The sequence below is a fragment of the Cedecea davisae DSM 4568 genome (assembly GCF_000412335.2).
GTDB lineage: Bacteria > Pseudomonadota > Gammaproteobacteria > Enterobacterales > Enterobacteriaceae > Cedecea > Cedecea davisae.
Window position 1 is genome coordinate 5,509 of record NZ_KE161030.1, and the last position, 26,018, is coordinate 31,526.

At 53.8% G+C, this 26,018-nt stretch carries 25 protein-coding genes and 1 riboswitch; of the genes, 15 read left to right on the forward strand and 10 right to left on the reverse strand.

Annotation, left to right across the window (positions count from 1 at the left end; genetic code table 11):
* From HMPREF0201_RS00045 to rpoC, 9 genes are all read left to right on the forward strand, one after another.
* Positions 1 to 583: EF-Tu C-terminal domain-related protein (locus tag HMPREF0201_RS00045; RefSeq protein ID WP_016517377.1), on the forward strand; the 583-nt coding region annotated here is incomplete at its 5' end.
* Positions 584 to 817: 234 nt separating this feature from the next.
* A complete protein-coding gene (gene secE / locus HMPREF0201_RS00050; RefSeq protein WP_016517379.1) occupies positions 818 to 1,201 on the forward strand; it encodes a preprotein translocase subunit SecE in 384 nt (127 codons plus the stop codon).
* 1 nt (position 1,202) lies between these two features.
* The gene (gene nusG, locus HMPREF0201_RS00055; protein WP_003862341.1) at positions 1,203 to 1,748 is read left to right on the forward strand and encodes a transcription termination/antitermination protein NusG; all 546 of its coding nucleotides are present in this window, start codon (positions 1,203 to 1,205) and stop codon (positions 1,746 to 1,748) included.
* A gap of 155 nt (positions 1,749 to 1,903) precedes the next feature.
* Complete coding sequence (gene rplK, locus HMPREF0201_RS00060; RefSeq protein ID WP_016517380.1) at positions 1,904 to 2,332, forward strand: 50S ribosomal protein L11; 429 nt, start codon at positions 1,904 to 1,906, stop codon at positions 2,330 to 2,332.
* Between the two features lie 3 nt (positions 2,333 to 2,335).
* Positions 2,336 to 3,040, forward strand: a complete 705-nt coding sequence (rplA, locus tag HMPREF0201_RS00065) for a 50S ribosomal protein L1 (RefSeq protein WP_016517381.1) — start codon at positions 2,336 to 2,338, stop codon at positions 3,038 to 3,040.
* A gap of 298 nt (positions 3,041 to 3,338) precedes the next feature.
* Positions 3,339 to 3,836, forward strand: a complete 498-nt coding sequence (rplJ, locus tag HMPREF0201_RS00070) for a 50S ribosomal protein L10 (protein ID WP_007704673.1) — start codon at positions 3,339 to 3,341, stop codon at positions 3,834 to 3,836.
* Positions 3,837 to 3,902: 66 nt separating this feature from the next.
* Positions 3,903 to 4,268: a 50S ribosomal protein L7/L12 gene (gene rplL / locus HMPREF0201_RS00075; RefSeq protein ID WP_000028882.1), complete on the forward strand. Its 366-nt coding sequence runs from the start codon at positions 3,903 to 3,905 to the stop codon at positions 4,266 to 4,268.
* A gap of 326 nt (positions 4,269 to 4,594) precedes the next feature.
* A complete protein-coding gene (gene rpoB, locus HMPREF0201_RS00080) occupies positions 4,595 to 8,623 on the forward strand; it encodes a DNA-directed RNA polymerase subunit beta (protein WP_016517382.1) in 4,029 nt (1,342 codons plus the stop codon).
* A gap of 75 nt (positions 8,624 to 8,698) precedes the next feature.
* A complete protein-coding gene (gene rpoC / locus HMPREF0201_RS00085) occupies positions 8,699 to 12,922 on the forward strand; it encodes a DNA-directed RNA polymerase subunit beta' (protein WP_016517383.1) in 4,224 nt (1,407 codons plus the stop codon).
* Positions 12,923 to 12,989: 67 nt separating this feature from the next.
* Here the strand turns inward: rpoC and HMPREF0201_RS00090 are convergent, their stop codons facing one another.
* The 8 genes from HMPREF0201_RS00090 to HMPREF0201_RS00125 all read right to left on the reverse strand — a co-directional run bounded on the left by HMPREF0201_RS00090 (position 12,990) and on the right by HMPREF0201_RS00125 (position 18,219).
* Positions 12,990 to 13,307, reverse strand: a complete 318-nt coding sequence (locus HMPREF0201_RS00090; RefSeq protein WP_016517384.1) for a PTS lactose/cellobiose transporter subunit IIA — start codon at positions 13,305 to 13,307, stop codon at positions 12,990 to 12,992.
* A 3-nt stretch (positions 13,308 to 13,310) separates the two neighbouring features.
* Positions 13,311 to 13,616: a PTS sugar transporter subunit IIB gene (locus tag HMPREF0201_RS00095; protein ID WP_016517385.1), complete on the reverse strand. Its 306-nt coding sequence runs from the start codon at positions 13,614 to 13,616 to the stop codon at positions 13,311 to 13,313.
* Positions 13,617 to 13,935: 319 nt separating this feature from the next.
* On the reverse strand, positions 13,936 to 15,069 hold the full coding sequence (gene thiH / locus HMPREF0201_RS00100) for a 2-iminoacetate synthase ThiH (RefSeq protein ID WP_016517386.1): 1,134 nt from the start codon (positions 15,067 to 15,069) through the stop codon (positions 13,936 to 13,938).
* Positions 15,069 to 15,848 (reverse strand): thiazole synthase, encoded by a 780-nt coding sequence (gene thiG, locus HMPREF0201_RS00105; RefSeq protein WP_016517387.1) that lies wholly within the window; start codon positions 15,846 to 15,848, stop codon positions 15,069 to 15,071. Before thiG ends, thiH begins: the two co-directional genes overlap by 1 nt.
* A 1-nt stretch (position 15,849) precedes the next feature.
* A complete protein-coding gene (gene thiS, locus HMPREF0201_RS00110; protein WP_016517388.1) occupies positions 15,850 to 16,050 on the reverse strand; it encodes a sulfur carrier protein ThiS in 201 nt (66 codons plus the stop codon).
* Positions 16,034 to 16,789 carry a HesA/MoeB/ThiF family protein gene (locus HMPREF0201_RS00115; protein WP_016517389.1) on the reverse strand — a complete coding sequence of 252 codons (756 nt, stop codon included), beginning with the start codon at positions 16,787 to 16,789 and terminating at the stop codon, positions 16,034 to 16,036. Before HMPREF0201_RS00115 ends, thiS begins: the two co-directional genes overlap by 17 nt.
* The gene (thiE, locus tag HMPREF0201_RS00120; RefSeq protein WP_016517390.1) at positions 16,782 to 17,465 is read right to left on the reverse strand and encodes a thiamine phosphate synthase; all 684 of its coding nucleotides are present in this window, start codon (positions 17,463 to 17,465) and stop codon (positions 16,782 to 16,784) included. The genes HMPREF0201_RS00115 and thiE overlap by 8 nt, the downstream gene beginning before the upstream one ends.
* Positions 17,466 to 17,553: 88 nt before the next feature.
* Positions 17,554 to 17,664: riboswitch (TPP riboswitch) on the reverse strand.
* Positions 17,665 to 17,715: 51 nt separating this feature from the next.
* A complete protein-coding gene (locus tag HMPREF0201_RS00125) occupies positions 17,716 to 18,219 on the reverse strand; it encodes an Rsd/AlgQ family anti-sigma factor (RefSeq protein WP_016517391.1) in 504 nt (167 codons plus the stop codon).
* Positions 18,220 to 18,316: 97 nt separating this feature from the next.
* On the opposite strand from HMPREF0201_RS00125, the gene nudC reads away from it, so the two are divergent.
* The 6 genes from nudC (at position 18,317) to HMPREF0201_RS00155 (ending at position 22,680) form a co-directional block, all read left to right on the forward strand.
* Positions 18,317 to 19,090 (forward strand): NAD(+) diphosphatase, encoded by a 774-nt coding sequence (gene nudC, locus HMPREF0201_RS00130; RefSeq protein WP_016517392.1) that lies wholly within the window; start codon positions 18,317 to 18,319, stop codon positions 19,088 to 19,090.
* A 36-nt stretch (positions 19,091 to 19,126) separates the two neighbouring features.
* Positions 19,127 to 20,194, forward strand: a complete 1,068-nt coding sequence (hemE, locus tag HMPREF0201_RS00135) for a uroporphyrinogen decarboxylase (RefSeq protein WP_016517393.1) — start codon at positions 19,127 to 19,129, stop codon at positions 20,192 to 20,194.
* A gap of 14 nt (positions 20,195 to 20,208) precedes the next feature.
* The gene (gene nfi, locus HMPREF0201_RS00140) at positions 20,209 to 20,880 is read left to right on the forward strand and encodes a deoxyribonuclease V (RefSeq protein ID WP_016517394.1); all 672 of its coding nucleotides are present in this window, start codon (positions 20,209 to 20,211) and stop codon (positions 20,878 to 20,880) included.
* A 43-nt stretch (positions 20,881 to 20,923) separates the two neighbouring features.
* Positions 20,924 to 21,514, forward strand: a complete 591-nt coding sequence (locus HMPREF0201_RS00145; RefSeq protein WP_016517395.1) for a YjaG family protein — start codon at positions 20,924 to 20,926, stop codon at positions 21,512 to 21,514.
* A gap of 186 nt (positions 21,515 to 21,700) precedes the next feature.
* On the forward strand, positions 21,701 to 21,973 hold the full coding sequence (gene hupA, locus HMPREF0201_RS00150; RefSeq protein ID WP_002884342.1) for a nucleoid-associated protein HU-alpha: 273 nt from the start codon (positions 21,701 to 21,703) through the stop codon (positions 21,971 to 21,973).
* Positions 21,974 to 21,987: 14 nt separating this feature from the next.
* The gene (locus HMPREF0201_RS00155; protein ID WP_039899069.1) at positions 21,988 to 22,680 is read left to right on the forward strand and encodes a DUF1481 domain-containing protein; all 693 of its coding nucleotides are present in this window, start codon (positions 21,988 to 21,990) and stop codon (positions 22,678 to 22,680) included.
* Positions 22,681 to 22,712: 32 nt separating this feature from the next.
* On the opposite strand, the gene purD is transcribed toward HMPREF0201_RS00155, so the two are convergent.
* The gene (gene purD, locus HMPREF0201_RS00160; RefSeq protein WP_016517397.1) at positions 22,713 to 24,005 is read right to left on the reverse strand and encodes a phosphoribosylamine--glycine ligase; all 1,293 of its coding nucleotides are present in this window, start codon (positions 24,003 to 24,005) and stop codon (positions 22,713 to 22,715) included.
* A gap of 18 nt (positions 24,006 to 24,023) precedes the next feature.
* The gene (gene purH, locus HMPREF0201_RS00165; RefSeq protein WP_016517398.1) at positions 24,024 to 25,613 is read right to left on the reverse strand and encodes a bifunctional phosphoribosylaminoimidazolecarboxamide formyltransferase/IMP cyclohydrolase; all 1,590 of its coding nucleotides are present in this window, start codon (positions 25,611 to 25,613) and stop codon (positions 24,024 to 24,026) included.
* Positions 25,614 to 26,018: the final 405 nt, after the last annotated feature.

Below are 26,018 nucleotides of genomic sequence, written 5' to 3' on the forward strand. Positions count from 1 at the left end.
AGAGCCAGAGCGTGCTATCGATAAGCCGTTCCTGCTGCCAATCGAAGACGTATTCTCCATCTCCGGCCGTGGTACCGTTGTTACCGGTCGTGTAGAGCGCGGTATCATCAAAGTTGGTGAAGAAGTTGAAATCGTTGGTATCAAAGATACTGCGAAATCTACCTGTACCGGCGTTGAAATGTTCCGCAAACTGCTGGACGAAGGCCGTGCTGGTGAGAACGTTGGTGTTCTGCTGCGTGGTATCAAACGCGAAGAAATCGAACGTGGTCAGGTACTGGCTAAGCCAGGCTCTATCAAGCCACACACCAAGTTCGAATCTGAAGTGTACATCCTGTCCAAAGACGAAGGCGGCCGTCATACTCCGTTCTTCAAAGGCTACCGTCCACAGTTCTACTTCCGTACAACTGACGTGACCGGTACCATCGAACTGCCAGAAGGCGTTGAGATGGTAATGCCTGGCGACAACATCAAAATGGTTGTTACCCTGATCCACCCAATCGCGATGGATGACGGTCTGCGTTTCGCAATCCGTGAAGGCGGTCGTACCGTTGGCGCGGGCGTTGTTGCCAAAGTTATCGCTTAATCGCGGATAATATTTGACGCAATGTGCAAGAAAAGGGCATCATTTGATGCCCTTTTTGTACGCTTTCGAACCAGAACCTGGCTCATCAGTGATTTTTTATCGATAATCATTGCTGAGACAGGCTCTGAAGATGGCGTTTATGCCGGATTGCGCCTGAAAAGAGCCATTCGGTTTGGTTTGCCTCGCCTGCGCGGGGCAAAAATGTTTGTCTGATTTATTGTGACAGGTTGGTTTATGAGTGCGAATACCGAAGCTCAAGGGAGCGGGCGTGGCCTCGAAGCGATGAAGTGGCTGGCAGTAGTCGTTTTGCTGCTCGTGGCAATCGTGGGCAACTACATTTATCGTGATATCACTCTGCCTCTGCGTGCGCTGGCTGTGGTAATTCTGATTGCAGCGGCGGGCGGTGTTGCTCTGCTGACCACGAAAGGCAAGGCGACCGTTTCCTTTGCCCGTGAAGCGAGAACTGAAGTACGCAAGGTTATTTGGCCTACCCGCCAGGAAACTCTGCACACCACTTTAATCGTGGCAGCCGTTACCGCTGTGATGTCACTGATTTTGTGGGGGCTGGATGGTATTCTGGTCCGCCTGGTATCTTTTATTACTGGCCTGAGGTTCTGAGATGTCTGAAGCCCCTAAAAAGCGTTGGTACGTCGTTCAGGCGTTTTCCGGTTTTGAAGGCCGTGTAGCGACCTCGCTGCGTGAGCATATCAAATTACATAACATGGAAGAGCTGTTTGGCGAAGTCATGGTTCCGACCGAAGAGGTTGTTGAAATCCGTGGTGGCCAGCGTCGTAAAAGCGAGCGTAAATTCTTCCCAGGTTACGTTCTGGTTCAGATGGTGATGAACGATGCAAGCTGGCACCTGGTGCGCAGCGTTCCACGCGTGATGGGTTTCATCGGTGGAACCTCTGACCGTCCAGCGCCTATCAGCGACAAAGAAGTTGATGCGATCATGAACCGTCTGCAGCAGGTTGGTGACAAACCGCGTCCGAAAACGCTGTTTGAGCCGGGCGAAATGGTTCGTGTTAACGATGGTCCGTTTGCTGACTTTAACGGTGTGGTCGAAGAAGTGGATTACGAGAAGAGCCGCCTGAAGGTCTCCGTATCGATCTTTGGTCGTGCAACGCCTGTTGAACTGGACTTTGCTCAGGTCGAAAAAGCCTGATAATTTGATCGTTAATGCAGCGATTTTTCGTTGCGAAGGGCGCGAAATTGACATACAATTTCGCGCCTTTTGTTTTTATGTGTCTCGTACACATAGAACGATTTATTCACGGGGAGCCTTGTAAGAGGCGCTATAACCCACTAGAGGAAATTTAGATGGCTAAGAAAGTACAAGCCTACGTCAAGCTGCAGGTTGCAGCTGGTATGGCGAACCCAAGTCCACCAGTTGGTCCAGCTCTGGGTCAGCAGGGTGTTAACATCATGGAATTCTGTAAAGCGTTTAACGCCAAAACTGATTCCATCGAGAAAGGTCTGCCAATTCCGGTTGTTATTACCGTTTACGCTGACCGTTCTTTCACTTTCGTTACTAAAACCCCACCGGCTGCTGTTCTGCTGAAGAAAGCTGCTGGCATCAAGTCTGGTTCCGGCAAGCCGAACAAAGACAAAGTGGGTAAAGTAACCCGTGCTCAGGTACGCGAAATCGCAGAAACCAAAGCTGCGGACATGACTGGTTCCGACATTGAAGCGATGACTCGCTCCATTGAAGGTACTGCTCGTTCCATGGGCCTGGTAGTGGAGGATTAAGAAATGGCTAAACTGACCAAGCGCATGCGCGTGATCCGTGACAAAGTTGATGCGACCAAACAGTACGACATCAACGAAGCCATTGCTCTGCTGAAAGAGCTGGCCACTGCTAAATTCGTTGAAAGCGTAGACGTTGCCGTTAACCTCGGCATCGACGCTCGTAAATCTGACCAGAACGTACGTGGTGCAACTGTACTGCCGCACGGTACTGGCCGTTCAGTTCGCGTAGCCGTATTTGCCCAGGGCCCTAACGCTGAAGCAGCTAAAGCTGCTGGCGCAGAGCTGGTAGGTATGGAAGATCTGGCTGACCAGATCAAGAAAGGCGAAATGAACTTTGACGTTGTTATTGCTTCCCCGGATGCAATGCGCGTTGTTGGCCAACTGGGCCAGGTTCTGGGTCCACGCGGCCTGATGCCAAACCCGAAAGTTGGTACCGTAACCCCTAACGTTGCTGAAGCAGTTAAGAATGCTAAAGCGGGTCAGGTTCGTTATCGTAACGACAAAAACGGCATCATCCACACCACCATCGGTAAAGTGGACTTTGACACTGACAAACTGAAAGAAAACCTGGAATCTCTGCTGGTTGCGCTGAAAAAAGCAAAACCATCTCAGGCGAAAGGCGTGTACATCAAGAAAGTTAGCCTGTCTACCACCATGGGTGCAGGTGTTGCGGTTGACCAGGCTGGTCTGAACGCAGTGGCGAACTAATAATCGCCTTTACGCGGGCGAAAGATTAGTCTAATATCTTACGCCCGTTGTTCTGCTTATGCAGAGCACAAGAATTTTCGGTTGGAGCCTGGCCTTATCCAGGCCTCCGTCCAAGACCGCAGGTGTTTCGCAAGAAACTTAATTGCCTGCGTAGACGGTGACAGAACCTGAAGAATATTTTTAGATAGTCTTTAGCTTGTTTCTGCTCACCGTATGTAGACGCGTTTTTCCATTGTGGATAAACGCGAAGTGAGTTTCGGGACGTAATGTCCCGGCTAAAACCCAGGAGCAAAAGCTAATGGCTTTAAATCTTCAAGACAAACAAGCGATTGTTGCTGAAGTCAGCGAAGTAGCCAAAGGCGCGCTGTCTGCAGTAGTTGCGGATTCCCGTGGCGTTACTGTAGACAAAATGACCGAACTGCGTAAAGCAGGTCGCGAAGCCGGCGTTTACATGCGTGTTGTTCGCAACACCTTGCTGCGCCGTGTTGTTGAAGGTACTCAGTTTGAGTGCCTGAAAGACGCGTTCGTTGGTCCGACCCTGATTGCATATTCTATGGAACACCCGGGCGCTGCTGCTCGTCTGTTCAAAGATTTCGCGAAAGCGAATGCAAAATTTGAGGTCAAAGCCGCTGCCTTTGAAGGTGAGCTGATCCCGGCGTCTCAGATCGACCGCCTGGCAACTCTGCCGACCTACGAAGAAGCAATTGCACGCCTGATGGCAACCATGAAAGAAGCTTCGGCTGGCAAACTGGTTCGTACTCTGGCTGCTGTTCGCGATGCAAAAGAAGCTGCTTAATTGCCGCTTTCTTTATCAAGCATCTGCTTACGTATAAACTTATTCTGATATTCAGGAACAATTTAAATGTCTATCACTAAAGATCAAATCATTGAAGCAGTATCCGCTATGTCCGTAATGGACGTTGTAGAACTGATCTCTGCAATGGAAGAAAAATTCGGTGTTTCTGCTGCTGCTGCTGTAGCTGTTGCTGCTGGCCCAGCTGAAGCTGCTGAAGAGAAAACTGAGTTCGACGTTATTCTGAAAGCTGCTGGCGCTAACAAAGTTGCCGTAATCAAAGCAGTTCGCGGCGCAACTGGCCTGGGTCTGAAAGAAGCTAAAGACCTGGTTGAGTCTGCACCAGCTGCACTGAAAGAAGGCGTGAGCAAAGATGACGCTGAAGCACTGAAAAAATCTCTGGAAGAAGCTGGCGCTGAAGTTGAAGTTAAATAAGCCAACCCTTCCGGTTGCAGCCTGAGAAATTAGGCTGATGGCTGGTGACTTTTTAGTCACCAGCCTTTTTGCGCTGTAGGGTATCAGTAGCGTTTCACGCTGTTTGACTGCTGATTACCTCCCAATGTTTGTTCCTATCGACGCCTTAATATATTGCGACTTTCTGCGCCGGGAGTTCCGGGGCAAAGCGTAACGAAATGGTTTAAGAGTGATAGAAACAAGTATTGCGGGAAGTGTTCCACTTTCCGGTCCACAAAATAGTGTTGCATAAACTGCCCCTTTCGACGGGCAGATGGGTCGACTTGTCAGCGAGCTGAGGAACCCTAATGGTTTACTCCTATACCGAGAAAAAACGTATTCGTAAGGATTTTGGAAAACGTCCGCAAGTGCTGGACATTCCTTATCTCCTTTCTATCCAGCTTGACTCGTTCCAGAAGTTCATCGAGCAAGATCCCGAAGGTCAATACGGCCTGGAAGCGGCATTCCGCTCCGTATTCCCGATCGCAAGCTACAGCGGCAATTCTGAGCTGCAGTATGTTAGCTATCGCCTGGGCGAACCTGTATTTGACGTTAAAGAATGTCAGATCCGTGGCGTGACGTATTCTGCTCCGCTGCGTGTAAAACTGCGTCTGGTGATCTACGAGCGCGAAGCGCCGGAAGGCACCGTTAAAGACATCAAAGAACAAGAAGTTTACATGGGCGAAATTCCGCTCATGACCGACAACGGGACTTTTGTTATCAACGGTACTGAGCGCGTTATCGTTTCTCAGTTGCACCGTAGCCCGGGCGTGTTCTTTGACAGTGACAAAGGTAAAACCCACTCCTCAGGGAAGGTACTGTATAACGCACGTATCATTCCTTACCGTGGTTCCTGGCTGGACTTCGAATTCGACCCGAAAGATAACCTGTTCGTGCGTATCGACCGTCGCCGCAAACTGCCTGCGACCATCATCCTGCGCGCGCTGAACTTCACCACTGAGCAGATCCTTGACCTGTTCTTTGAGAAAGTTAATTTCGAAATCCGTGACAACAAGCTGCAGATGGAGCTGGTGCCGGAACGCCTGCGTGGCGAAACCGCATCCTTCGACATCGAAGCTGACGGCAAAGTGTACGTTGAAAAAGGCCGCCGCATCACCGCGCGCCACATTCGCCAGCTGGAAAAAGACGATATCAAACATATCGAAGTTCCAGTTGAGTACATTGCCGGTAAAGTTGCGGCTAAAGACTACGTTGACACTTCTACCGGCGAGCTGATTTGCCCGGCGAACATGGAGCTGTCACTGGACCTGCTGGCTAAGCTGAGCCAGTCTGGCCACAAACGTATCGAAACGCTGTTCACCAACGATCTTGATCACGGTGCTTACATTTCCGAGACCATCCGCGTCGACCCAACCAATGACCGCCTGAGCGCGCTGGTTGAGATCTACCGCATGATGCGTCCTGGCGAGCCACCAACGCGTGAAGCAGCTGAAAGCCTGTTCGAGAACCTGTTCTTCTCAGAAGACCGCTATGACCTGTCTGCGGTTGGTCGTATGAAGTTCAACCGTTCTCTGCTGCGTGATGAAATCGAAGGCTCCGGCATCCTGAGCAAAGACGACATCATCGAAGTGATGAGAAAACTGATCGGTATTCGTAACGGTCAGGGCGAAGTGGATGACATCGACCACCTCGGCAACCGTCGTATCCGTTCCGTAGGCGAAATGGCGGAAAACCAATTCCGCGTTGGCCTGGTGCGTGTTGAGCGTGCGGTGAAAGAGCGTCTGTCTCTGGGCGATCTGGATACCCTGATGCCTCAGGATATGATCAACGCCAAGCCAATCTCTGCGGCAGTGAAAGAGTTCTTCGGCTCCAGCCAGCTGTCTCAGTTCATGGACCAGAACAACCCGTTGTCCGAGATTACGCACAAGCGTCGTATCTCTGCACTCGGCCCGGGCGGTCTGACCCGTGAGCGTGCGGGCTTCGAAGTACGTGACGTACACCCAACCCACTACGGTCGTGTGTGTCCAATCGAAACCCCTGAAGGTCCGAACATCGGCCTGATCAACTCCCTGTCTGTTTATGCGCAGACTAACGAATACGGCTTCTTAGAAACCCCGTATCGTCGCGTAGTTGACGGCATCGTGACCGACGAAATTCATTACCTGTCTGCTATCGAAGAAGGTAACTACGTTATCGCTCAGGCGAACACCAACCTGGACGAAGAAGGCCGTTTCGTAGACGACCTGGTTACCTGCCGTAGCAAAGGCGAATCCAGCTTGTTCAGCAACGACCAGGTTGACTACATGGACGTTTCCACCCAGCAGGTGGTTTCCGTCGGTGCGTCCCTGATCCCGTTCCTGGAACACGATGACGCCAACCGTGCCCTGATGGGTGCGAACATGCAACGTCAGGCGGTTCCAACTCTGCGTGCTGATAAGCCGCTGGTTGGTACCGGTATGGAACGTGCTGTAGCCGTTGACTCCGGTGTTACTGCCGTAGCCAAACGTGGCGGTACCGTTCAGTACGTGGATGCTTCCCGTATCGTTATCAAAGTTAACGAAGACGAGATGTACCCGGGCGAAGCCGGCATCGACATTTACAACCTGACCAAATACACGCGTTCTAACCAGAACACCTGTATTAACCAGATGCCATGTGTGTCTCTGGGTGAGCCAATCGAGCGCGGCGACGTGCTGGCAGATGGCCCGTCTACCGACCTGGGTGAGCTGGCGCTGGGTCAGAACATGCGCGTAGCCTTCATGCCGTGGAACGGTTACAACTTCGAAGACTCCATCCTCGTTTCCGAGCGTGTTGTTCAGGAAGACCGCTTCACTACCATCCACATTCAGGAACTGGCTTGTGTGTCCCGTGACACCAAACTGGGGCCAGAAGAGATAACGGCTGACATCCCTAACGTGGGTGAAGCCGCGCTCTCCAAACTGGATGAGTCCGGTATCGTGTATATCGGTGCTGAAGTGACCGGTGGCGATATTCTGGTTGGTAAGGTAACGCCGAAAGGTGAAACCCAGCTGACGCCAGAAGAGAAGCTGCTGCGTGCAATCTTCGGTGAGAAAGCGTCTGACGTTAAAGACTCTTCCCTGCGTGTACCAAACGGCGTTTCCGGTACCGTAATCGACGTTCAGGTCTTCACCCGCGATGGCGTGGAAAAAGACAAACGTGCGCTGGAAATTGAAGAGATGCAGCTGAAGCAGGCTAAGAAAGACCTGTCTGAAGAACTGCAAATCTTCGAAGCTGGCCTGTTTAGCCGTATCTATGCCGTGCTGGTTTCCGGTGGTGTTGAAGCTGACAAGCTCGACAAACTGCCGCGCGACCGCTGGCTGGAACTGGGCCTGACCGACGAAGAAAAACAAAACCAGCTCGAGCAGCTGGCCGAGCAGTACGACGAGCTGAAGCACGAGTTTGAGAAGAAACTCGAAGCTAAGCGCCGCAAAATCACTCAGGGCGATGACCTGGCACCTGGCGTGCTGAAAATCGTTAAAGTGTATCTGGCCGTTAAACGTCAGATTCAGCCTGGTGACAAGATGGCAGGTCGTCACGGGAACAAAGGTGTTATCTCCAAGATCAACCCGATCGAAGATATGCCTTACGATGAAAACGGCACACCGGTAGACATCGTACTGAACCCGCTGGGCGTACCATCTCGTATGAACATCGGTCAGATTCTGGAAACCCACCTGGGTATGGCTGCTAAAGGTATCGGCGAGAAAATCAATGCCATGCTGAAACAGCAGCAGGAAGTCGCCAAACTGCGCGAATTCATCCAGAAAGCGTATGACCTGGGCACAGACGTTCGTCAGAAAGTCGACTTGAACACCTTCACTGATGAAGAAGTTCTGCGCCTTGCTGAAAACCTGAAAAAAGGTATGCCGATTGCTACTCCGGTATTCGACGGTGCAAAAGAGTCTGAAATCAAAGAACTGCTGCAACTCGGCGGTCTGCCATCTTCTGGCCAGATCACCCTGTTCGACGGCCGTACCGGTGAACAGTTCGAACGTCAGGTAACCGTAGGTTACATGTACATGCTGAAACTGAACCACCTGGTTGATGACAAGATGCACGCGCGTTCTACCGGTTCTTACAGCCTCGTTACTCAGCAGCCGCTGGGTGGTAAGGCTCAGTTCGGTGGTCAGCGCTTCGGTGAGATGGAAGTGTGGGCGCTGGAAGCATACGGCGCCGCGTATACCCTGCAGGAAATGCTGACCGTTAAGTCTGATGACGTGAACGGCCGTACTAAGATGTATAAAAACATCGTGGACGGCAACCATCAGATGGAACCGGGCATGCCGGAATCCTTCAACGTTCTGTTGAAAGAGATCCGTTCGCTGGGTATCAACATCGAGCTGGAAGACGAGTAATCGTTGCTCAAAAGGTCCAGGGTGCCCGGCTAACGCCGGGCATCACAGAGTGCTAACTCCGACGGGAGCAAATCCGTGAAAGACTTATTAAAGTTTCTGAAAGCGCAAACTAAAACCGAAGAGTTTGATGCGATCAAAATTGCTCTGGCTTCGCCAGACATGATCCGTTCATGGTCTTTCGGTGAAGTTAAAAAGCCGGAAACCATTAACTACCGTACGTTCAAACCTGAACGTGACGGCCTGTTCTGCGCCCGTATTTTTGGGCCAGTAAAAGACTACGAGTGCCTGTGCGGTAAGTACAAGCGCCTGAAACACCGTGGTGTTATTTGTGAGAAGTGTGGCGTAGAAGTTACCCAGACTAAAGTTCGTCGTGAGCGTATGGGTCACATCGAACTGGCATCTCCAACTGCCCACATTTGGTTCCTGAAATCTCTGCCATCTCGTATCGGCCTGCTGCTGGATATGCCGCTGCGTGATATCGAACGCGTACTGTACTTCGAATCCTATGTGGTTATCGAAGGCGGGATGACCAACCTCGAGCGTCGTCAGATCCTGACTGAAGAGCAGTATCTGGACGCGCTGGAAGAGTTCGGTGACGAGTTCGATGCGAAGATGGGTGCGGAAGCTATTCAGGCCCTGCTGAAAAGCATGGATCTGGAGCAAGAGTGTGAAACTCTGCGTGAAGAGCTGAACGAAACCAACTCTGAAACCAAGCGTAAAAAGCTGACCAAGCGTATCAAGCTGCTGGAAGCGTTCGTTCAGTCTGGTAACAAGCCAGAGTGGATGATCCTGACCGTTCTGCCGGTTCTGCCGCCAGACCTGCGTCCGCTGGTTCCGCTGGATGGTGGTCGTTTCGCGACTTCAGATCTGAACGATCTGTACCGTCGTGTTATCAACCGTAACAACCGTCTGAAGCGTCTGCTGGATCTGGCTGCGCCAGATATCATCGTACGCAACGAAAAACGTATGCTGCAGGAAGCGGTAGATGCCCTGCTGGACAACGGCCGTCGCGGTCGTGCCATCACCGGCTCTAACAAACGTCCTCTGAAATCTTTGGCCGATATGATCAAAGGTAAGCAGGGTCGTTTCCGTCAGAACCTGCTGGGTAAACGTGTTGACTACTCCGGTCGTTCTGTAATCACCGTAGGTCCATACCTGCGTCTGCATCAGTGCGGTCTGCCTAAGAAAATGGCGCTGGAGCTGTTCAAACCGTTTATCTACGGCAAGCTGGAACTGCGTGGCCTCGCGACCACCATCAAAGCTGCTAAGAAAATGGTTGAGCGCGAAGAAGCTGTCGTTTGGGATATCCTGGACGAAGTTATCCGCGAACACCCGGTACTGCTGAACCGTGCACCAACCCTGCACCGTTTGGGTATCCAGGCATTTGAACCTGTTCTGATCGAAGGTAAAGCTATCCAGCTGCACCCGCTGGTTTGTGCGGCATATAACGCCGACTTCGATGGTGACCAGATGGCAGTACACGTTCCGCTGACGCTTGAAGCTCAGCTGGAAGCGCGTGCGCTGATGATGTCTACCAACAACATCTTGTCACCAGCGAACGGCGAACCAATCATCGTTCCTTCTCAGGACGTTGTATTGGGTCTGTACTACATGACCCGTGACTGTGTTAACGCCAAAGGCGAAGGCATGGTGCTGACTGGCCCGAAAGAAGCTGAGCGTATTTATCGCGCTGGCCTGGCCTCTCTGCATGCGCGCGTTAAAGTGCGTATCACCGAATACGAAAAAGATGCTCAGGGCACATTCGTTGCGAAAACCAGCCTTATCGACACCACCGTTGGTCGTGCGATTCTCTGGATGATCGTGCCGAAAGGCCTGCCTTTCTCCATCGTCAACCAGGCGCTGGGTAAAAAGGCAATCTCCAAGATGCTGAACACCTGTTACCGTATTCTGGGCCTGAAACCGACCGTTATTTTTGCGGACCAGACGATGTACACCGGCTTTGCTTATGCAGCGCGTTCAGGTGCATCCGTTGGTATTGATGACATGGTCATCCCGGAGAAAAAATACGAAATCATCAGCGAAGCAGAAGCTGAAGTTGCTGAGATTCAGGAACAGTTCCAGTCCGGTCTGGTTACCGCTGGCGAACGCTACAACAAAGTTATCGATATTTGGGCAGCAGCGAACGACCGCGTATCCAAGGCGATGATGGACAACCTGCAAACTGAAACCGTTATTAACCGTAACGGCGAAGAAGAGCAGCAGGTTTCCTTCAACAGCATCTATATGATGGCCGACTCCGGTGCTCGTGGTTCCGCGGCACAGATTCGTCAGCTGGCTGGTATGCGTGGTCTGATGGCTAAGCCAGATGGCTCCATCATCGAAACGCCAATCACCGCGAACTTCCGTGAAGGTCTGAACGTACTCCAGTACTTCATCTCTACTCACGGTGCTCGTAAAGGTCTGGCGGATACTGCACTGAAAACGGCTAACTCCGGTTACCTGACTCGTCGTCTGGTAGACGTTGCGCAGGACCTGGTTGTTACCGAAGACGACTGTGGCACCCTGGAAGGCATCACGATGACTCCGGTTATCGAAGGTGGCGACGTTAAAGAACCTCTGCGTGACCGCGTTCTGGGTCGTGTAACGGCAGAAGACATTCTGAAGCCGGGTACTGCGGATATTCTGGTTCCACGCAACACTCTGCTGCACGAGCAGTGGTGTGACCTGCTGGAAGCTAACTCTGTTGACAGCGTAAAAGTTCGTTCCGTAGTAGGTTGCGAAACTGACTTTGGCGTATGTGCGCACTGCTATGGTCGTGACCTGGCTCGTGGCCACATCATCAACAAAGGTGAAGCTATCGGGGTTATCGCGGCACAGTCCATCGGTGAACCTGGTACACAGCTGACGATGCGTACGTTCCACATCGGTGGTGCGGCATCTCGTTCTGCTGCTGAGTCCAGCATTCAGGTTAAGAACAAAGGTAGCATCAAGCTCAGCAATGCGAAGTCGGTTGTTAACTCTACCGGCAAGCTGGTTGTGACTTCTCGTAACACCGAGCTGAAGCTGATCGACGAATTCGGTCGTACCAAAGAGAGCTATAAAGTGCCTTACGGTGCTGTTATGGCCAAGGGTGATGGCGAGCAGGTTGCCGGCGGTGAAACCGTTGCAAACTGGGATCCACACACCATGCCGGTTATCTCCGAAGTCAGTGGTTTCATCCGCTTTACTGACATGATTGACGGCCAGACCATTACCCGTCAGACCGATGAATTAACCGGCCTGTCATCCTTGGTTGTTCTGGATTCTGCAGAACGTACCGCGGGCGGTAAAGACCTGCGTCCGGCGCTGAAAATTGTTGATGCACAGGGCAACGACGTTCTGATCCCAGGCACCGATATGCCTGCTCAGTACTTCCTGCCGGGCAAAGCAATTGTACAGCTGGAAGATGGGATCCAGATCAGTGCGGGTGACGCGCTGGCACGTATTCCTCAGGAATCCAGCGGTACCAAGGATATCACCGGTGGTCTGCCGCGCGTTGCTGACCTGTTCGAAGCGCGTCGTCCGAAAGAGCCTGCTATCCTGGCTGAAATCAGCGGTATCATTTCGTTTGGTAAAGAAACCAAAGGCAAACGCCGTCTGGTTATCTCCCCAATCGACGGCAGCGATGCTTACGAAGAGATGATTCCAAAATGGCGTCAGCTGAACGTGTTCGAAGGTGAACGCGTAGAACGTGGTGACGTTGTTTCCGATGGTCCAGAGTCTCCGCACGACATTCTGCGTCTGCGTGGCGTGTATGCTGTAACTCGTTACATCACCAACGAAGTGCAGGACGTTTACCGTCTGCAAGGCGTTAAGATTAACGATAAACACATCGAAGTCATCGTGCGTCAGATGCTGCGTAAAGCAACCATCGTTAACGCCGGCAGCTCCGACTTCCTGGAAGGCGAGCAGGCTGAATACTCTCGCATCAAGATCGCTAACCGCGAAATTGAAGCGAACGGTAAGATCAACGTGACTTTTGCACGCGATCTGCTGGGTATCACCAAAGCCTCTCTGGCAACCGAGTCCTTCATCTCCGCGGCATCGTTCCAGGAGACTACTCGAGTGCTGACCGAAGCAGCCGTTGCGGGTAAACGTGACGAACTGCGCGGCCTGAAAGAGAACGTTATCGTGGGTCGTCTGATCCCGGCCGGTACCGGTTATGCGTACCACCAGGATCGTATGCGCCGTCGCGCAGCGGGTGAAGTTCCTGCTGCACCGCAGGTCACTGCTGAAGATGCAACTGCCAGCCTGGCAGAGCTGCTGAACGCAGGAAACCTCGGCGGTAACGACGAGTAATCGTGCGAAACGCCTGAAATAAAAAACCCGCCTCGGCGGGTTTTTTTTCGTCTGTATAAATGAAAAATTATTTAATCAGCGGCAGACGACGATAAAGCTCAATCATGTCACCGGCAAGGTCCTGAATAACCATGGCATTCATCAGGTGATCCTGGGAGTGAACGGTAATCAGGTTTACCGGCAGCTTGCCGGTGCCTTCATCCAGACCGATAAGCTGGGTCTGAATTTTATGAGCGTGTTTCACGAATTCGTGTGACTCTTCCATCGCCTTTTCGGCACCGTCAAAATCACCTTTACGTGCCAGCTGCAAAGCAGTCAGGGCCTGGCTACGCGCGCTGCCGGCGTTAACCAGCAGTTCCATAATAATCGACTCTAAATCTTCCACATCTTACTCCATCATTTTCAGGGCTTTCTCAAGCACCACGTCGCCCTTCATCAGGCCGTAATCCATCATGTCGATAACGACGACTTTCTTACCCAGAGGATCGGCGATGGCCTGCAACTTGGCCTGCTCGTATTTTACCTGCGGACCGAGCAATACGATGTCAGCGCGCTCGATGTTCTCTTTAAACTCGGCAACGGGAACGGCCTTAATAGCGACCTCGATGCCTTTCTTTTGTGCGGCATCCACCATACGTTGAACCAGGATGCTGGTAGACATACCAGCAGCACAACACAACACGATATTTTTCATATTCCGCTCTCAATGTCCGAAGGATACAGTGATATTTATCCGTCGAGGGGGGCGGCAACAACCGCTTTAACCTGATTGTGTGTCAGGTATCACAAAAGAAACTGCAGAAAACTGAAACCGGTTACATTTTTGCTTTTCCCTGAGGAATCAAGACGACGAGCGGGGAGGCGGAGCGGCACAGAGAAGAGGAAGGTGCCGCTCCGGTCAGGTGTTCATTCCGACCGGAGGACACTATTTTATCGACCGGAGGTCAGCAATCATCCTCCTGCCTTCTTTCGGAAAGGGCCGTAAATAATCGTCGCCCTTGCGGTGTGTTACATCAGGGTTGTGTGCCTCTCCCCAAAAAGCTGTCCCAGTCTTTCCATACCGGCTGCAGGCCTGAATCACGAAGCGCGGCCGCAACTTCCTGCGGCGTTCGGCCATCATGCGGGGAAAACTGCTCCAGCTCAGGATGGTTGTCGGCATAGCCGCCGGGCTGCGTCTTCGAAAATGCGCTGACATTGTTAATCGCCAGCGGAATAACGTGGTCGCGAAACCATGGCGATTCGCGCGTTGAAAGCGACAGCTCCACGTCCGGAGCCAGCAGGCGGAAGGCGCAAATCACCTGAACCAGCTGCTGCTCGGTCATGATGGATGCCGGTTCCACGCCGCCGGTACACGGGCGTAAACGTGGGAAGGAGATGGAATAGCGGGTTTGCCAGTAGCGCTGCTGGAGCCACAGCAAATGCTCCGCCACCATAAAGCAGTCGGTTCGCCAGCTATCCGACAGCCCAATCAGCGCTCCGAGCCCTATCTTGTCTATCCCGGCGCGGCCCAGCCGGTCAGGCGTTTCCAGCCGCCAGAAGAAATCTTGTTTATTGCCGCGCAGGTGATGTTGCGCGTAGGTCGCGGGGTGATAGGTTTCCTGATACACCATCACGCCGTCCAGACCGAGCGTTTTCAGTTCGGCATACTCGTGCTCGTCCAGCGGCTGGACTTCCATTTGCAGCGAACTGAACCTGCTGCGGATTGCGGGAAGGTGCTGGCGGAAATAGTTCATCCCAACTTTGGTTTGATGCTCACCCGTGACCAGCAGCAAGTGCTCAAAACCCAGCGCCCGAATAGCCGCACATTCGCGCTCAATCTCCGCCTCGTCGAGCGTTTTGCGCTTGAGCTTGTTGCTCATGGAAAAGCCGCAATAAGTACAGTCGTTGGCGCAGAGATTAGAAAGATAAAGCGGAACATAGAAGCTAACGGTGTTACCAAAACGCTGGCGGGTAAGCTGCTGTGCCCGCCGGGCCAGCGGTTCAAGATAGCGGCTGGCGGCCGGAGAGAGCAGGGCCATAAGATTATCCTGCGTCAGGCGCGGGGCGGCCAGCGCCCGCTCTACATCCGCAGAAGTTTTGCTGTTGATACGCAGGTTGATGTCATCCCAGTCGAGCTGCCGCCAGCGATCGCTAAAAGTTTCCGTCATTAGCCGTTGTCCTCGCTGAATTGCAGGAAGCTGGTCAGCGGGCTGGATGCCTGCGCCTGCTGGTGGCGCGGGCCTAAGCCTGCCCCGGCGGCAAAGCTTCCTGCTTCCACGGCCAGGCGGAAGGCATTTGCCATCTGCACCGGATCGCGTGCAACGGCTATCGCCGTATTGACCAGTACCGCAGAAGCCCCCATTTCCAGCGCTTCTGCGGCGTGGCTTGGCGCACCAATTCCGGCATCCACAACTACCGGCACTCTGGCCTGCTCGATGATTATTTCAAGCAGGGCACGAGTTTGTAGCCCCTGATTCGAACCGATGGGTGCCCCAAGAGGCATCACTGCCGCGCAGCCAACCTCTTCCAGACGTTTACACAAAACCGGATCTGCGCCGCAGTAAGGCAGCACCACAAAACCCTGTTTGACCAGCGCTTCGGCTGCCTTTAGCGTCTCGATAGGGTCGGGAAGCAGGTAGCGAACATCAGGATGGATCTCAAGCTTCACCCAGTGGGTGCCCAGCGCCTCGCGAGCAAGTTTAGCTGCAAATATGGCCTCTTCTGCCGTTTTTGCTCCGGAGGTATTAGGCAGCAGCTGAATACCCGCCTCCAGAAGCGGCTGCAGGATTTCATCGCTGCGGGTGCGCAGGTCAACGCGTTTCATCGCCATAGTGACAAGCTGGGAGCCGGAAGCTTGGATCGCCGCGATCATCAACTGACTGGAGGCGAATTTTCCGGTGCCGGTGAACAGGCGGGAAGAAAAGGTTTTATCGGCAATTTTTAACATATCAGCCTCCGGCAATCGCCTGAAACAGCAAAATAGAGTCGCCCTCACGCAGCAAATGGTCGCTCCATTGCTCACGCGGCACGATAATGTGGTTCACCGCCAGCGCGACGCCCGTTTTACCCTGCTCAAGCTGAGCGAGCAGGGCGGCGAGCGTCAGGCCAGCGGCACATTCCAGAGGTTCATCATTAAATTGAATGCGCATTTCGCCCTCCGCAAACCGGGCAATTTGCCGACTTCTGCATCTTCAGCGTCTGCCAGCCATGCTGGCGGGCGTCAAACAGGCGCAATAAGCCGGTAGCCGGAGCCATGCCGGTAAGTAATTTGATTGCTTCCAGCGCCTGGAGTGTTCCCATCACGCCAACGACCGGGCCTATAATTCCGGCGTTACGGCAGTTGAGTTCCGGCTCGCTTTCATCCGGCCAGACGCAGCGATAGCAGCCATGCTCCCAGGGCGGGGCGAGAACCATCATTTGGCCGCTAAAACCGACCGCGCTGGCGGTAACGAGCGGCGTACCGGTTGCCACGCAGGCTGCGTTCACCGCCTGGCGGGTGGGCATATTGTCGCTACAGTCCAGCACCACATCGGCTTCATTTACCGCGTTATGCAGCGTTTCGCCGGTTAATCTCTCCTGCAAGGGCACAACTGTTACGCCCGGGTTCAGGCGCTGCAAATGCTGGTGGGCTACGGCAGACTTTGGCTGATTGATATCTTCGGAAGTAAACAGGATCTGGCGTTGCAGGTTGCTGATATGCACTTTGTCATCGTCCGCCACGGTCAGCGTGCCAACGCCCGCAGCGGCCAGGTACAGCGCCGCCGGAGAGCCCAGACCGCCAAGCCCGATAAGCAAAACCCGGCTGGCGAGCAGTTTTTCCTGCCCTTTGATAGCCACATCCTCCAGCAGCAGCTGACGGCCGTAGCGCATAAAGTCCGCGTCATTCATCGCCGGTTCCCACCAGTTCAAGCAGCGTGGCGGTGGCGGCACGCCAGTCTGCGGCCTGAGTGATCGCGCTGACCACGGCAACGCTGCCGACGCCGGTCGCCAGAACGGCGGGTACTCTGTCAATGCTGATGCCGCCGATGGCGACGGTGGAATACTCGCCGAGCGTTTGAATATGCTCTGCCAGCTTAGTCAGACCCTGCGGAGAGGATGGCATCTGTTTAGTTTGCGTCGGGAAAACGTGGCCGAGTGCGATGTAGGAAGGACTGGCGCTCAGGGCGCGATCCATTTCCATATTGTCGTGCGTGGAAAGACCAAGACGTAATCCGGCCTCGCTAATGGCGACGAGGTTGGCTACGTCCATATCTTCCTGGCCGAGATGGACACCGTAAGCGCCGTGTTTAATGGCAAGCTTCCAGTAGTCGTTAATAAATAAGCGAGCGTTATAGCGTTTGCCGAGGGCTATAGCTGCGGCAACATCTGCTTCAACCTCTTCATCTCGCTTGTCTTTTATTCGCAGCTGGAGGGTGCGTACACCGGCGTCTAACAGACGCTCAATCCACTCAACGCTATCAACAACCGGGTACAGGCCGAGCCTCTTTGAGGTGGCGGGGTAGGGTTTTATCGTAGCAAGGGCGCGCGATTCGCGGCGACCAGAATTTTTCTCAGATGCAGACATAGCGCATTCCAGTATTTATCAGGAAGTGGCTTGCCGGGAGGACGGAGGGAGTACTGGATATGGGCCGCCCGAACCGGGGGTACCCAAAATCAGAATTACTCTTGTTCCCTTCGCAGGTTTTAACCTGATCAGGTTCCGCGGATCCCGAATTAACGGTCTCAGCCGGTGCATAACACACTCGGCACTCCGACAAGAATGCTTCCCGCCTTGCGGCGGGGAAGTTGTAAATTACTCGTTAATAGCTAACAACTCAAGCGGGACTTGCCACCCCGGCAGGATCGCTGGCGCTGCTATCCAGATTGTTATCGATAGCCAGTAAAACCAGCCTGTCTTCCAGCGAGAAGCGGGATTCCAGGCATTCGCCTATCTCGGAAAGCGCCTGCTGAAACTCGACCCAGCTGTCGCGGTCGATGGCGTTTTCGAGGTGCGAATCATAAAGATCCATGATCTGCTGGGTATTGGCTTCCAGCTGGGGGTAAAGTTGGGCGGCGCTCAGCAGCGGGCTGCTCCCTTCCAGGTTGCTGATAATTCGCTCGTAAATACTAAAATGACCGGAAGAGAGGTAATCCACCAGGCCATGGCAGAAATTATCTAACGCTTTTTCGTCGAGCGCGGTGTGCGATTCCTTGTTAGGCTTGATCCCGACCATGTTGTAATAGGCAACCAACAGGTGTTTACGGGCCTGGAGCCAATGGTCAACTAACTCATTACTACCACCAACGCGCTCAGTCAGATTGGCTAACTGGTTAAGCATGATCGAGACTCCGTGAGTTAAAAGATTGAACGCAAACTAACCCAAAATGTATTAACTAATTGTTTATATCAGTGAACTCGGGGATGTGCACCAGGTTATGGAACGTGTTATTCAAAACTTAGATCATGGTTGGTGGATAGTCAGCCATGAGCAAAAAATATGGCTGCCACAAGGTGATTTACCTCACGGTAACGCCGCCGAGTTCCAGCTTATTGGCACCAGCGGCAGGCAGATTGGCGAATGGGAAGGCGAGCCGGTCTGGCTGGTGCGTGAAAATCGCCGGGCAGATATGGGCTCTTTACGGCAGTTACTGGACCAGGATGTCGGTCTTTTCCAGCTTGCCGGGCGCGGCGTTCAGCTAACGGAATTCTTCCGTTCGCACAAGTTTTGCGGCTACTGTGGCCATGAAATGCACCCCAGCAAAAGCGAATGGGCTATGCTTTGCGGCCACTGCCGCGAGCGTTATTACCCGCAAATTGCGCCATGTATCATCGTGGCCATCCGCCGAGATGATCATATCTTGCTGGCGCAACACACCCGGCATCGAGGCGGCGTGTATACCGTTCTGGCCGGGTTTGTCGAGGTAGGAGAAACGCTGGAGCAGGCCGTCGCCCGGGAAGTGATGGAAGAGAGCAGTATCCAGGTGAAAAACCTGAAGTATGTTACTTCTCAGCCCTGGCCTTTCCCGCAGTCGCTGATGACCGCTTTTACGGCGGACTACCACAGCGGTGAGATAAAAATCGATCCGAAAGAGCTGCTGGATGCGGGCTGGTATCGCTACGACCAGTTGCCTTTGCTTCCGCCGCCGGGAACCGTTGCGCGTCGATTGATTGAAGATACCGTCGCCCTGTGTCGGGCAGAGTATGAGTGATAAACTGCCCGCATACAGCCAAAGGAAATTCTAAAAATGACTGAACTGAAGAACGATCGTTACCTGCGCGCCCTGCAGCGCCTGCCCGTTGATATTACCCCGGTGTGGATGATGCGCCAGGCGGGCCGCTATTTGCCGGAATACAAGGCAACCCGCGCCCAGGCCGGCGATTTTATGTCGCTGTGCAAAAATGCGGAACTGGCCTGCGAAGTCACATTGCAACCTCTGCGCCGCTATGCGCTGGACGCCGCGATCCTCTTCTCCGATATCCTGACTATTCCTGACGCGATGGGGCTTGGGCTCTACTTTGAAGCCGGTGAAGGCCCGCGCTTCAGCTCGCCGATTAAGAACATGGCCGACATTCAAAAGTTGCCGATCCCCGATCCGGAAGGCGAACTGGGCTACGTGATGAACGCGGTGCGCACTATCCGCCGCGAGCTGAAGGGCGAAGTCCCGCTGATTGGCTTCTCCGGCAGCCCGTGGACGCTGGCGACCTATATGGTTGAAGGTGGCAGCAGCAAAGCCTTTACCGTGATTAAAAAGATGATGTTTGCGGATCCAAAAGCGCTGCATCTGCTGCTGGACAAGCTGGCTCAGAGCGTGACGCTCTACCTGAATGCGCAAATCCGTGCGGGTGCGCAGTCGGTGATGATTTTCGATACATGGGGCGGGGCGCTCAGCGGGCGTGACTATAAAGAGTTCTCGCTTTACTACATGCATAAAATTGTCGACGGCCTGCTGCGTGAAAACGAAGGCCGCCGCGTGCCGGTGACTTTGTTCACCAAAGGCGGCGGGCAGTGGCTGGAAGCGATGGCGGAAACCGGCTGTGATGCCCTGGGCCTGGACTGGACTACGGACATCGCCGACGCTCGCCGTCGCGTAGGCCACAAAGTGGCTCTGCAGGGTAATATGGACCCGTCGATGCTTTACGCTCAGCCGGCGCGTATCGAAGAAGAAGTTGCTACCATTCTGGCCGGTTTCGGGCAGGGAGAAGGCCACGTCTTCAACCTTGGGCACGGCATTCATCAGGATGTGCCGCCTGAACATGCTGGCGTCTTCGTTGAAGCCGTTCACCGCCTATCAGCGCAATATCATCGTTCCTGACGGGGAGGGAAGAGATGGATCTCGCCGCATTACGAGAGCAGCAGCTTGAACTGGCCTCAAAGGTCATCCGCGAGGACGAGCTTGAACAGTCTCCTCCGGGGCTGATAGCCGGGGCCGATGTTGGCTTTGAGCAGGGCGGGGAAGTGACCCGGGCCGCTATTGTTTTGCTGAAATATCCCTCCCTCGAGCTGGTTGAGCACCGGGTGGCCCGCATTGCCACCACCATGCCCTATATTCCCGGCTTTTTGTCTTTCCGCGAATATCCGGCGCTGCTGGAGGCGTGGGGAATGCTGTCTCAGAAACCGGATCTGGTATTCGTCGATGGCCACGGCATTTCTCATCCTCGCCGCCTTGGCGTCGCCAGTCATTTTGGCCTGCTGGTGGATGTTCCTACTATCGGCGTGGCCAAAAAGCGGCTGTGCGGCAAGTTTGAGCCGCTCAGCGACGAGCCGGGTGCCTGCGCGCCGCTGATGGATAAAGGCGAGCAGCTGGCGTGGGTCTGGCGCAGCAAAAAACGCTGTAATCCGTTATTTATCTCTACCGGGCATCGCGTTAGCCTGGATAGCGCTCTGTTTTGGGTACAGCGCTGTATGGCGGGTTATCGCCTGCCGGAGCCTACCCGCTGGGCTGATGCCGTTGCCTCCGGACGCCCGGCCTTTAAGCGCCTGCAAGCAATTGGCAGGTGATTCAGGTAAACTGCCGCTAATTTTCCGTCTTTGAGACATCGTCATGTTACAGAACCCAATTCATTTACGCCTGGAGAAGCTGGAAAGCTGGCAGCACGTCACTTTTATGGCTTCTTTGTGCGAGCGTATGTATCCGAACTACGCCATGTTTTGCCAGCAAACTGGCTTTGGCGATGCCCAGCTGTATCGCAAAATTCTTGACCTCATTTGGGAAACCCAAACGGTAAAAGATGCCAAAGTAAACTTTGATAGCCAGCTTGAGAAACTTGAAGAGGCAATTCCCGCCGCTGACGACTATGATATTTACGGTGTCTATCCGGCGATTGACGCCTGCGTGGCGCTGAGTGAATTGATTCACTCTCGTCTCTCAGGCGAAACGCTGGAGCACGCGATCGAAGTCAGTAAATGTTCAATCACTTCGGTGGCGATGCTGGAAATGACTCAGGCTGGTCGTGAAATGACCGATGAGGAGTTGAGAGCAAACCCGGCGGTAGAAGAAGAATGGGACATTCAGTGGGAGATTTTCCGGCTGCTGGCGGACTGCGAAGAACGCGATATTGAGCTCATCAAAGGGCTACGTGCCGACCTCCGTGAGGCGGGTATCAGCAATATCGGTATAAATTTGCAGCAATAAGACAGTAAAACGTGACATACAGTCTGATTTGTCCTCCCTGGAGGCTTCCAATTAACCCCCCGTCTGGTCTACATTTGTGGGGCGAATAAAAGTGGCTATCGGTGCGTGTATGCAGGAGAGTGCTTTTCAGCCATTTCCGTCGCACTCGATGCTTAGCAAGCGATAAACACATTGTAAGGATAACTTATGAACAAGACTCAACTGATTGATGTAATTGCTGACAAGGCTGACCTGTCTAAAGCACAGGCTAAAGCTGCTCTGGAATCCACTCTGGCTGCAATTACTGAGTCTCTGAAAGAAGGTGATGCTGTACAACTGGTTGGTTTCGGTACCTTCAAGGTGAACCACCGTGCTGAGCGCACAGGCCGCAACCCACAGACCGGTAAAGAAATCAAAATCGCTGCTGCTAACGTGCCGGCATTTGTTTCTGGTAAAGCACTGAAAGACGCGGTTAAGTAAGTTAACGCGTGTCGGTGAACAGTTTTAACAGAGGGGCGTTTACGCCCCTTTTGTCCGTCTGGCGTCCGCTGCTGGCGCTGGTGGGTGCCGTGGCGCTTACCGCATGCAGCAGTAACAAACTCCCTCCCTTTACCGCGACTGGTTATGTAGCTGACCAGGGCGTGGTGCGCATCTGGCGCAAAGATAATACCGATGAATCCACCCATATGCTTACGGCGTTTAGCCCGTGGCAGCACGGTGCAACCACCACCGGCGAATACCGCTGGCAGGGCGACAAACTTATCTTTATCGAGCTGAATATTCAGGGCAAGCAGCCGGAGCATGTCAAAGTTCGCTTTGATGACCGCGGCGAGCTGAGCTTTATGCAGCGAGAAGTGAATAACCAGAAGCAGCAGCTCTCAAACGACCAAATCGCGCTCTATCAGTACAACGCGGACAGGATAAGAGCGACCAGCGAAGCTTTGCGCATTGGCCATGTGGTTTTGCGACAGGGGCGTTGGCATCGGAACGGCACGGTAACCACCTGCGAAGGTGAAACTCTTAGCCCTAAACTCGACGCCGCCTCGCTCAGCCATATTGAGCGTCGGCAGAATAACTCCTCGCTTGAGGTCAGCATTGCATGGCTGGAAGCGCCGGAAGGCTCACAGCTGTTGCTGGTGGCTAACCAGGACTTCTGTAGCTGGCAGCCCAAACCCGGCGATTTCTGAGTTAAAAAAACCGCCTCGGGGGCGGTTTCGTTTTACTTAGCGTTTTCACGCTCTATGGCGCGATAGCCGATATCCGAGCGGCTGAAGCTGCCGTCCCAGTGAATCGTCTTTTTCAGCTCCAGAGCACGCTGCTGGGCTTTTGCGACGGTATCGCCTAAAGCGGTCACGCACAGCACTCGTCCGCCGTTTGTGAGCACCTGCTCGTCATCGCTCAGCTTTGTTCCGGCATGGAAGACTTTACCGTCGGCGACCTCTTCCAGCGGCAGGCCGTGGATAACGTCGCCGTTGCGGTAATCGGCAGGATATCCGCCAGCGGCTATAACGATCCCCAGCGCAGGACGTTCGTCCCATTCAGAGGTTTTCTCATCAAGTTTGCCGTCACAGGCGGCGAGACACAGCTCAACCAGGTCAGACTGCATGCGCAGCATAATCGGCTGAGTTTCCGGATCGCCAAAGCGGCAGTTGAACTCAATGACCTTCGGGTTGCCCTGCTTGTCGATCATCAGCCCGGCATAAAGGAAACCGGTGTAGGTATTACCTTCTGCCGCCATACCGCGAACCGTAGGCCAGATAACGCGCTCCATCGTGCGCTGGTGCACTTCATCCGTGACAACCGGAGCAGGGGAGTAAGCGCCCATACCGCCGGTGTTCGGGCCGGTGTCGCCGTCGCCAACGCGCTTATGATCCTGGCTGGTCGCCATCGGCAGAACGTTTTCGCCGTCTACCATTACGATAAAGCTGGCTTCTTCGCCGTCGAGGAACTCTTCAATAACAATGCGGTGGCCCGCATCGCCAAAAGCGTTGCCCGCCAGCATGTCATTAACCGCAGCCTCGGCTTCTTCCAACGTCATCGCGACGATAACGCCTTTACCCGCCGCCAGGCCGTCGGCCTTAATCACGATTGGCGCACCTTTCTCACGCAGGTAAGCCAGGGCAGGCTCAACCTCGGTAAAGTTTTGGTATTCCGCCGTCGGGATATTATGGCGAGCGAGAAAATCTTTGGTAAATGCTTTAGAGCCTTCCAGCTGCGCGGCACCTTCGGTTGGCCCGAAGATCTTCAGTCCAGCGGCGCGGAACGCATCCACCACGCCAATCACCAGCGGGGCTTCCGGGCCGACAATTGTCAGGTCAATTTTTTCGTTCTGCGCAAAGCTCAGCAGAGCCGGAATATCCGTGGCGCTAATAGCCACGTTTTGCAGCGCTGGCTCCAGTGCCGTACCGGCGTTGCCCGGAGCAACAAATACCGTGCGAACTAAAGGAGACTGGGCGGCTTTCCAGGCCAGCGCATGTTCGCGCCCGCCGTTACCAATAATTAAAACTTTCATCTATAAACGCTCCGGGGATTAATGGCGGAAATGGCGCATATCGGTGAAGATCATCGCGATCCCGTGCTCGTCGGCGGCCGCGATCACTTCATCATCACGGATTGAGCCACCCGGCTGGATAACGCAGCTAATGCCAACGGCCGCTGCGGCATCAATACCGTCGCGGAACGGGAAGAAGGCGTCGGAAGCCATGGCTGAGCCTTTCACTTCCAGACCTTCATCGGCTGCTTTAATCCCGGCAATTTTGGCAGAGTAAACGCGGCTCATCTGGCCCGCCCCTATTCCGATGGTCATATTGTCACGGGCATAAACAATGGCGTTGGATTTCACGAACTTCGCTACCTTCCAGCAGAACAGCGCATCGCGCAGCTCTTGTTCCGTCGGCTGGCGTTTGCTCACTACACGCAGATCGGCCGCGGTAACCATCCCCAGATCGCGATCTTGTACCAGCAGGCCGCCATTTACGCGTTTGAAGTCGAGGCCTGAAGTGCGCTGCTGCCACTGGCCGCAAACCAGTACACGCACATTCTGTTTGGCCGCGGTAATCTTCAATGCTTCTTCACTGGCGGATGGCGCGATGATCACTTCCACAAACTGGCGAGAAATGATGGCTTGTGCAGTTTCAGCATCCAGTTCGCGGTTGAAGGCGATGATGCCGCCGAATGCGGAGGTTGGGTCGGTTTTATAAGCCTGGTTGTACGCATTAAGGATAGAGCCGCTGACGGCAACGCCGCATGGGTTAGCGTGTTTGACGATAACGCAGGCCGGCTCGTCGAATTCCTTCACGCATTCCAGCGCGGCATCGGTATCGGCGATGTTGTTATAGGAGAGCGCTTTGCCCTGAACCTGGGTGGCGGTCGCGACGGACGCTTCTTTAATTTCTTCTTCTATATAGAAGGCGGCCTGCTGGTGGCTGTTTTCACCGTAGCGCATATCCTGCTTCTTAATGAAGTTAAGATTCAGCGTGCGCGGGAAGCGACCGGCAGGTTCTTTGCTCTCACCGTGATAAGCAGGAACCAGGCTGCCAAAGTAGTTGGCAATCATGCTGTCGTAAGCCGCGGTATGTTCGAAAGCTTTAATTGCCAGATCGAATCGGGTTTCGAGCGTCAGGGATCCTTCATTAGCATCCAGCTCGGCTACGATCGTCTGGTAGTCGCTGCTCTTCACAACGATCGCGACATCTTTATGGTTCTTGGCGGCGGAGCGCACCATGGTCGGGCCGCCGATATCGATATTCTCAACCGCGTCTTCCAGAGAGCAGCCTTCGCGAGCAACGGTCTGGGCAAACGGATAAAGGTTAACAACAACCATGTCGATAGGCGCGATGGCGTGTTCCGCCATGATTGCATCATCTTGTCCGCGACGGCCAAGAATACCGCCATGAACTTTTGGGTGCAGCGTCTTGACGCGTCCGTCCATCATCTCCGGGAAACCGGTGTAGTCAGAGACTTCGGTAACCGGCAGGTTTGCTTCGGCCAGCAGGCGAGCGGTGCCGCCGGTGGACAGCAGCTCTACTCCGCGCTGGGAGAGTGCCTGAGCGAATTCGACGATACCGGCTTTATCAGAAACACTGAGCAGAGCGCGGCGTACAGGACGACGTTGTTGCATGGTTTTATCCCTTGGCTTTGGTTCGCATATAGAAGAGCGTTAGCTGAATTTTAGTCTTCACCTTCGCTCTGGCGGTGCAGGAAAGGGAATTTATGTATAAGAAGAGACGAAAACTCAGCTAACGCCCCCAACGGGGGTGTCCTTTTTATCGCGGTGCATTGTAGCGAAAACGTTTGCGTCACGCTCGCGAATTTTCAGTTCAAATCCGGATTGTGGATAAGTCTGTGTGCAAAAGGGTATAAGGCGGGGTTTTGCTGTGGAATGCAGCAGTCAGTCATTTTTCTGTCATTTTAGTGTTGCAGCGCCGGGAGAACTCCCTATAATGCGCCTCCATCGACACGGAACATGTGAACAACATCACAGAGTAACGGCGGCGATGAGAGTTAAAAATCCTGAAATTAAGGG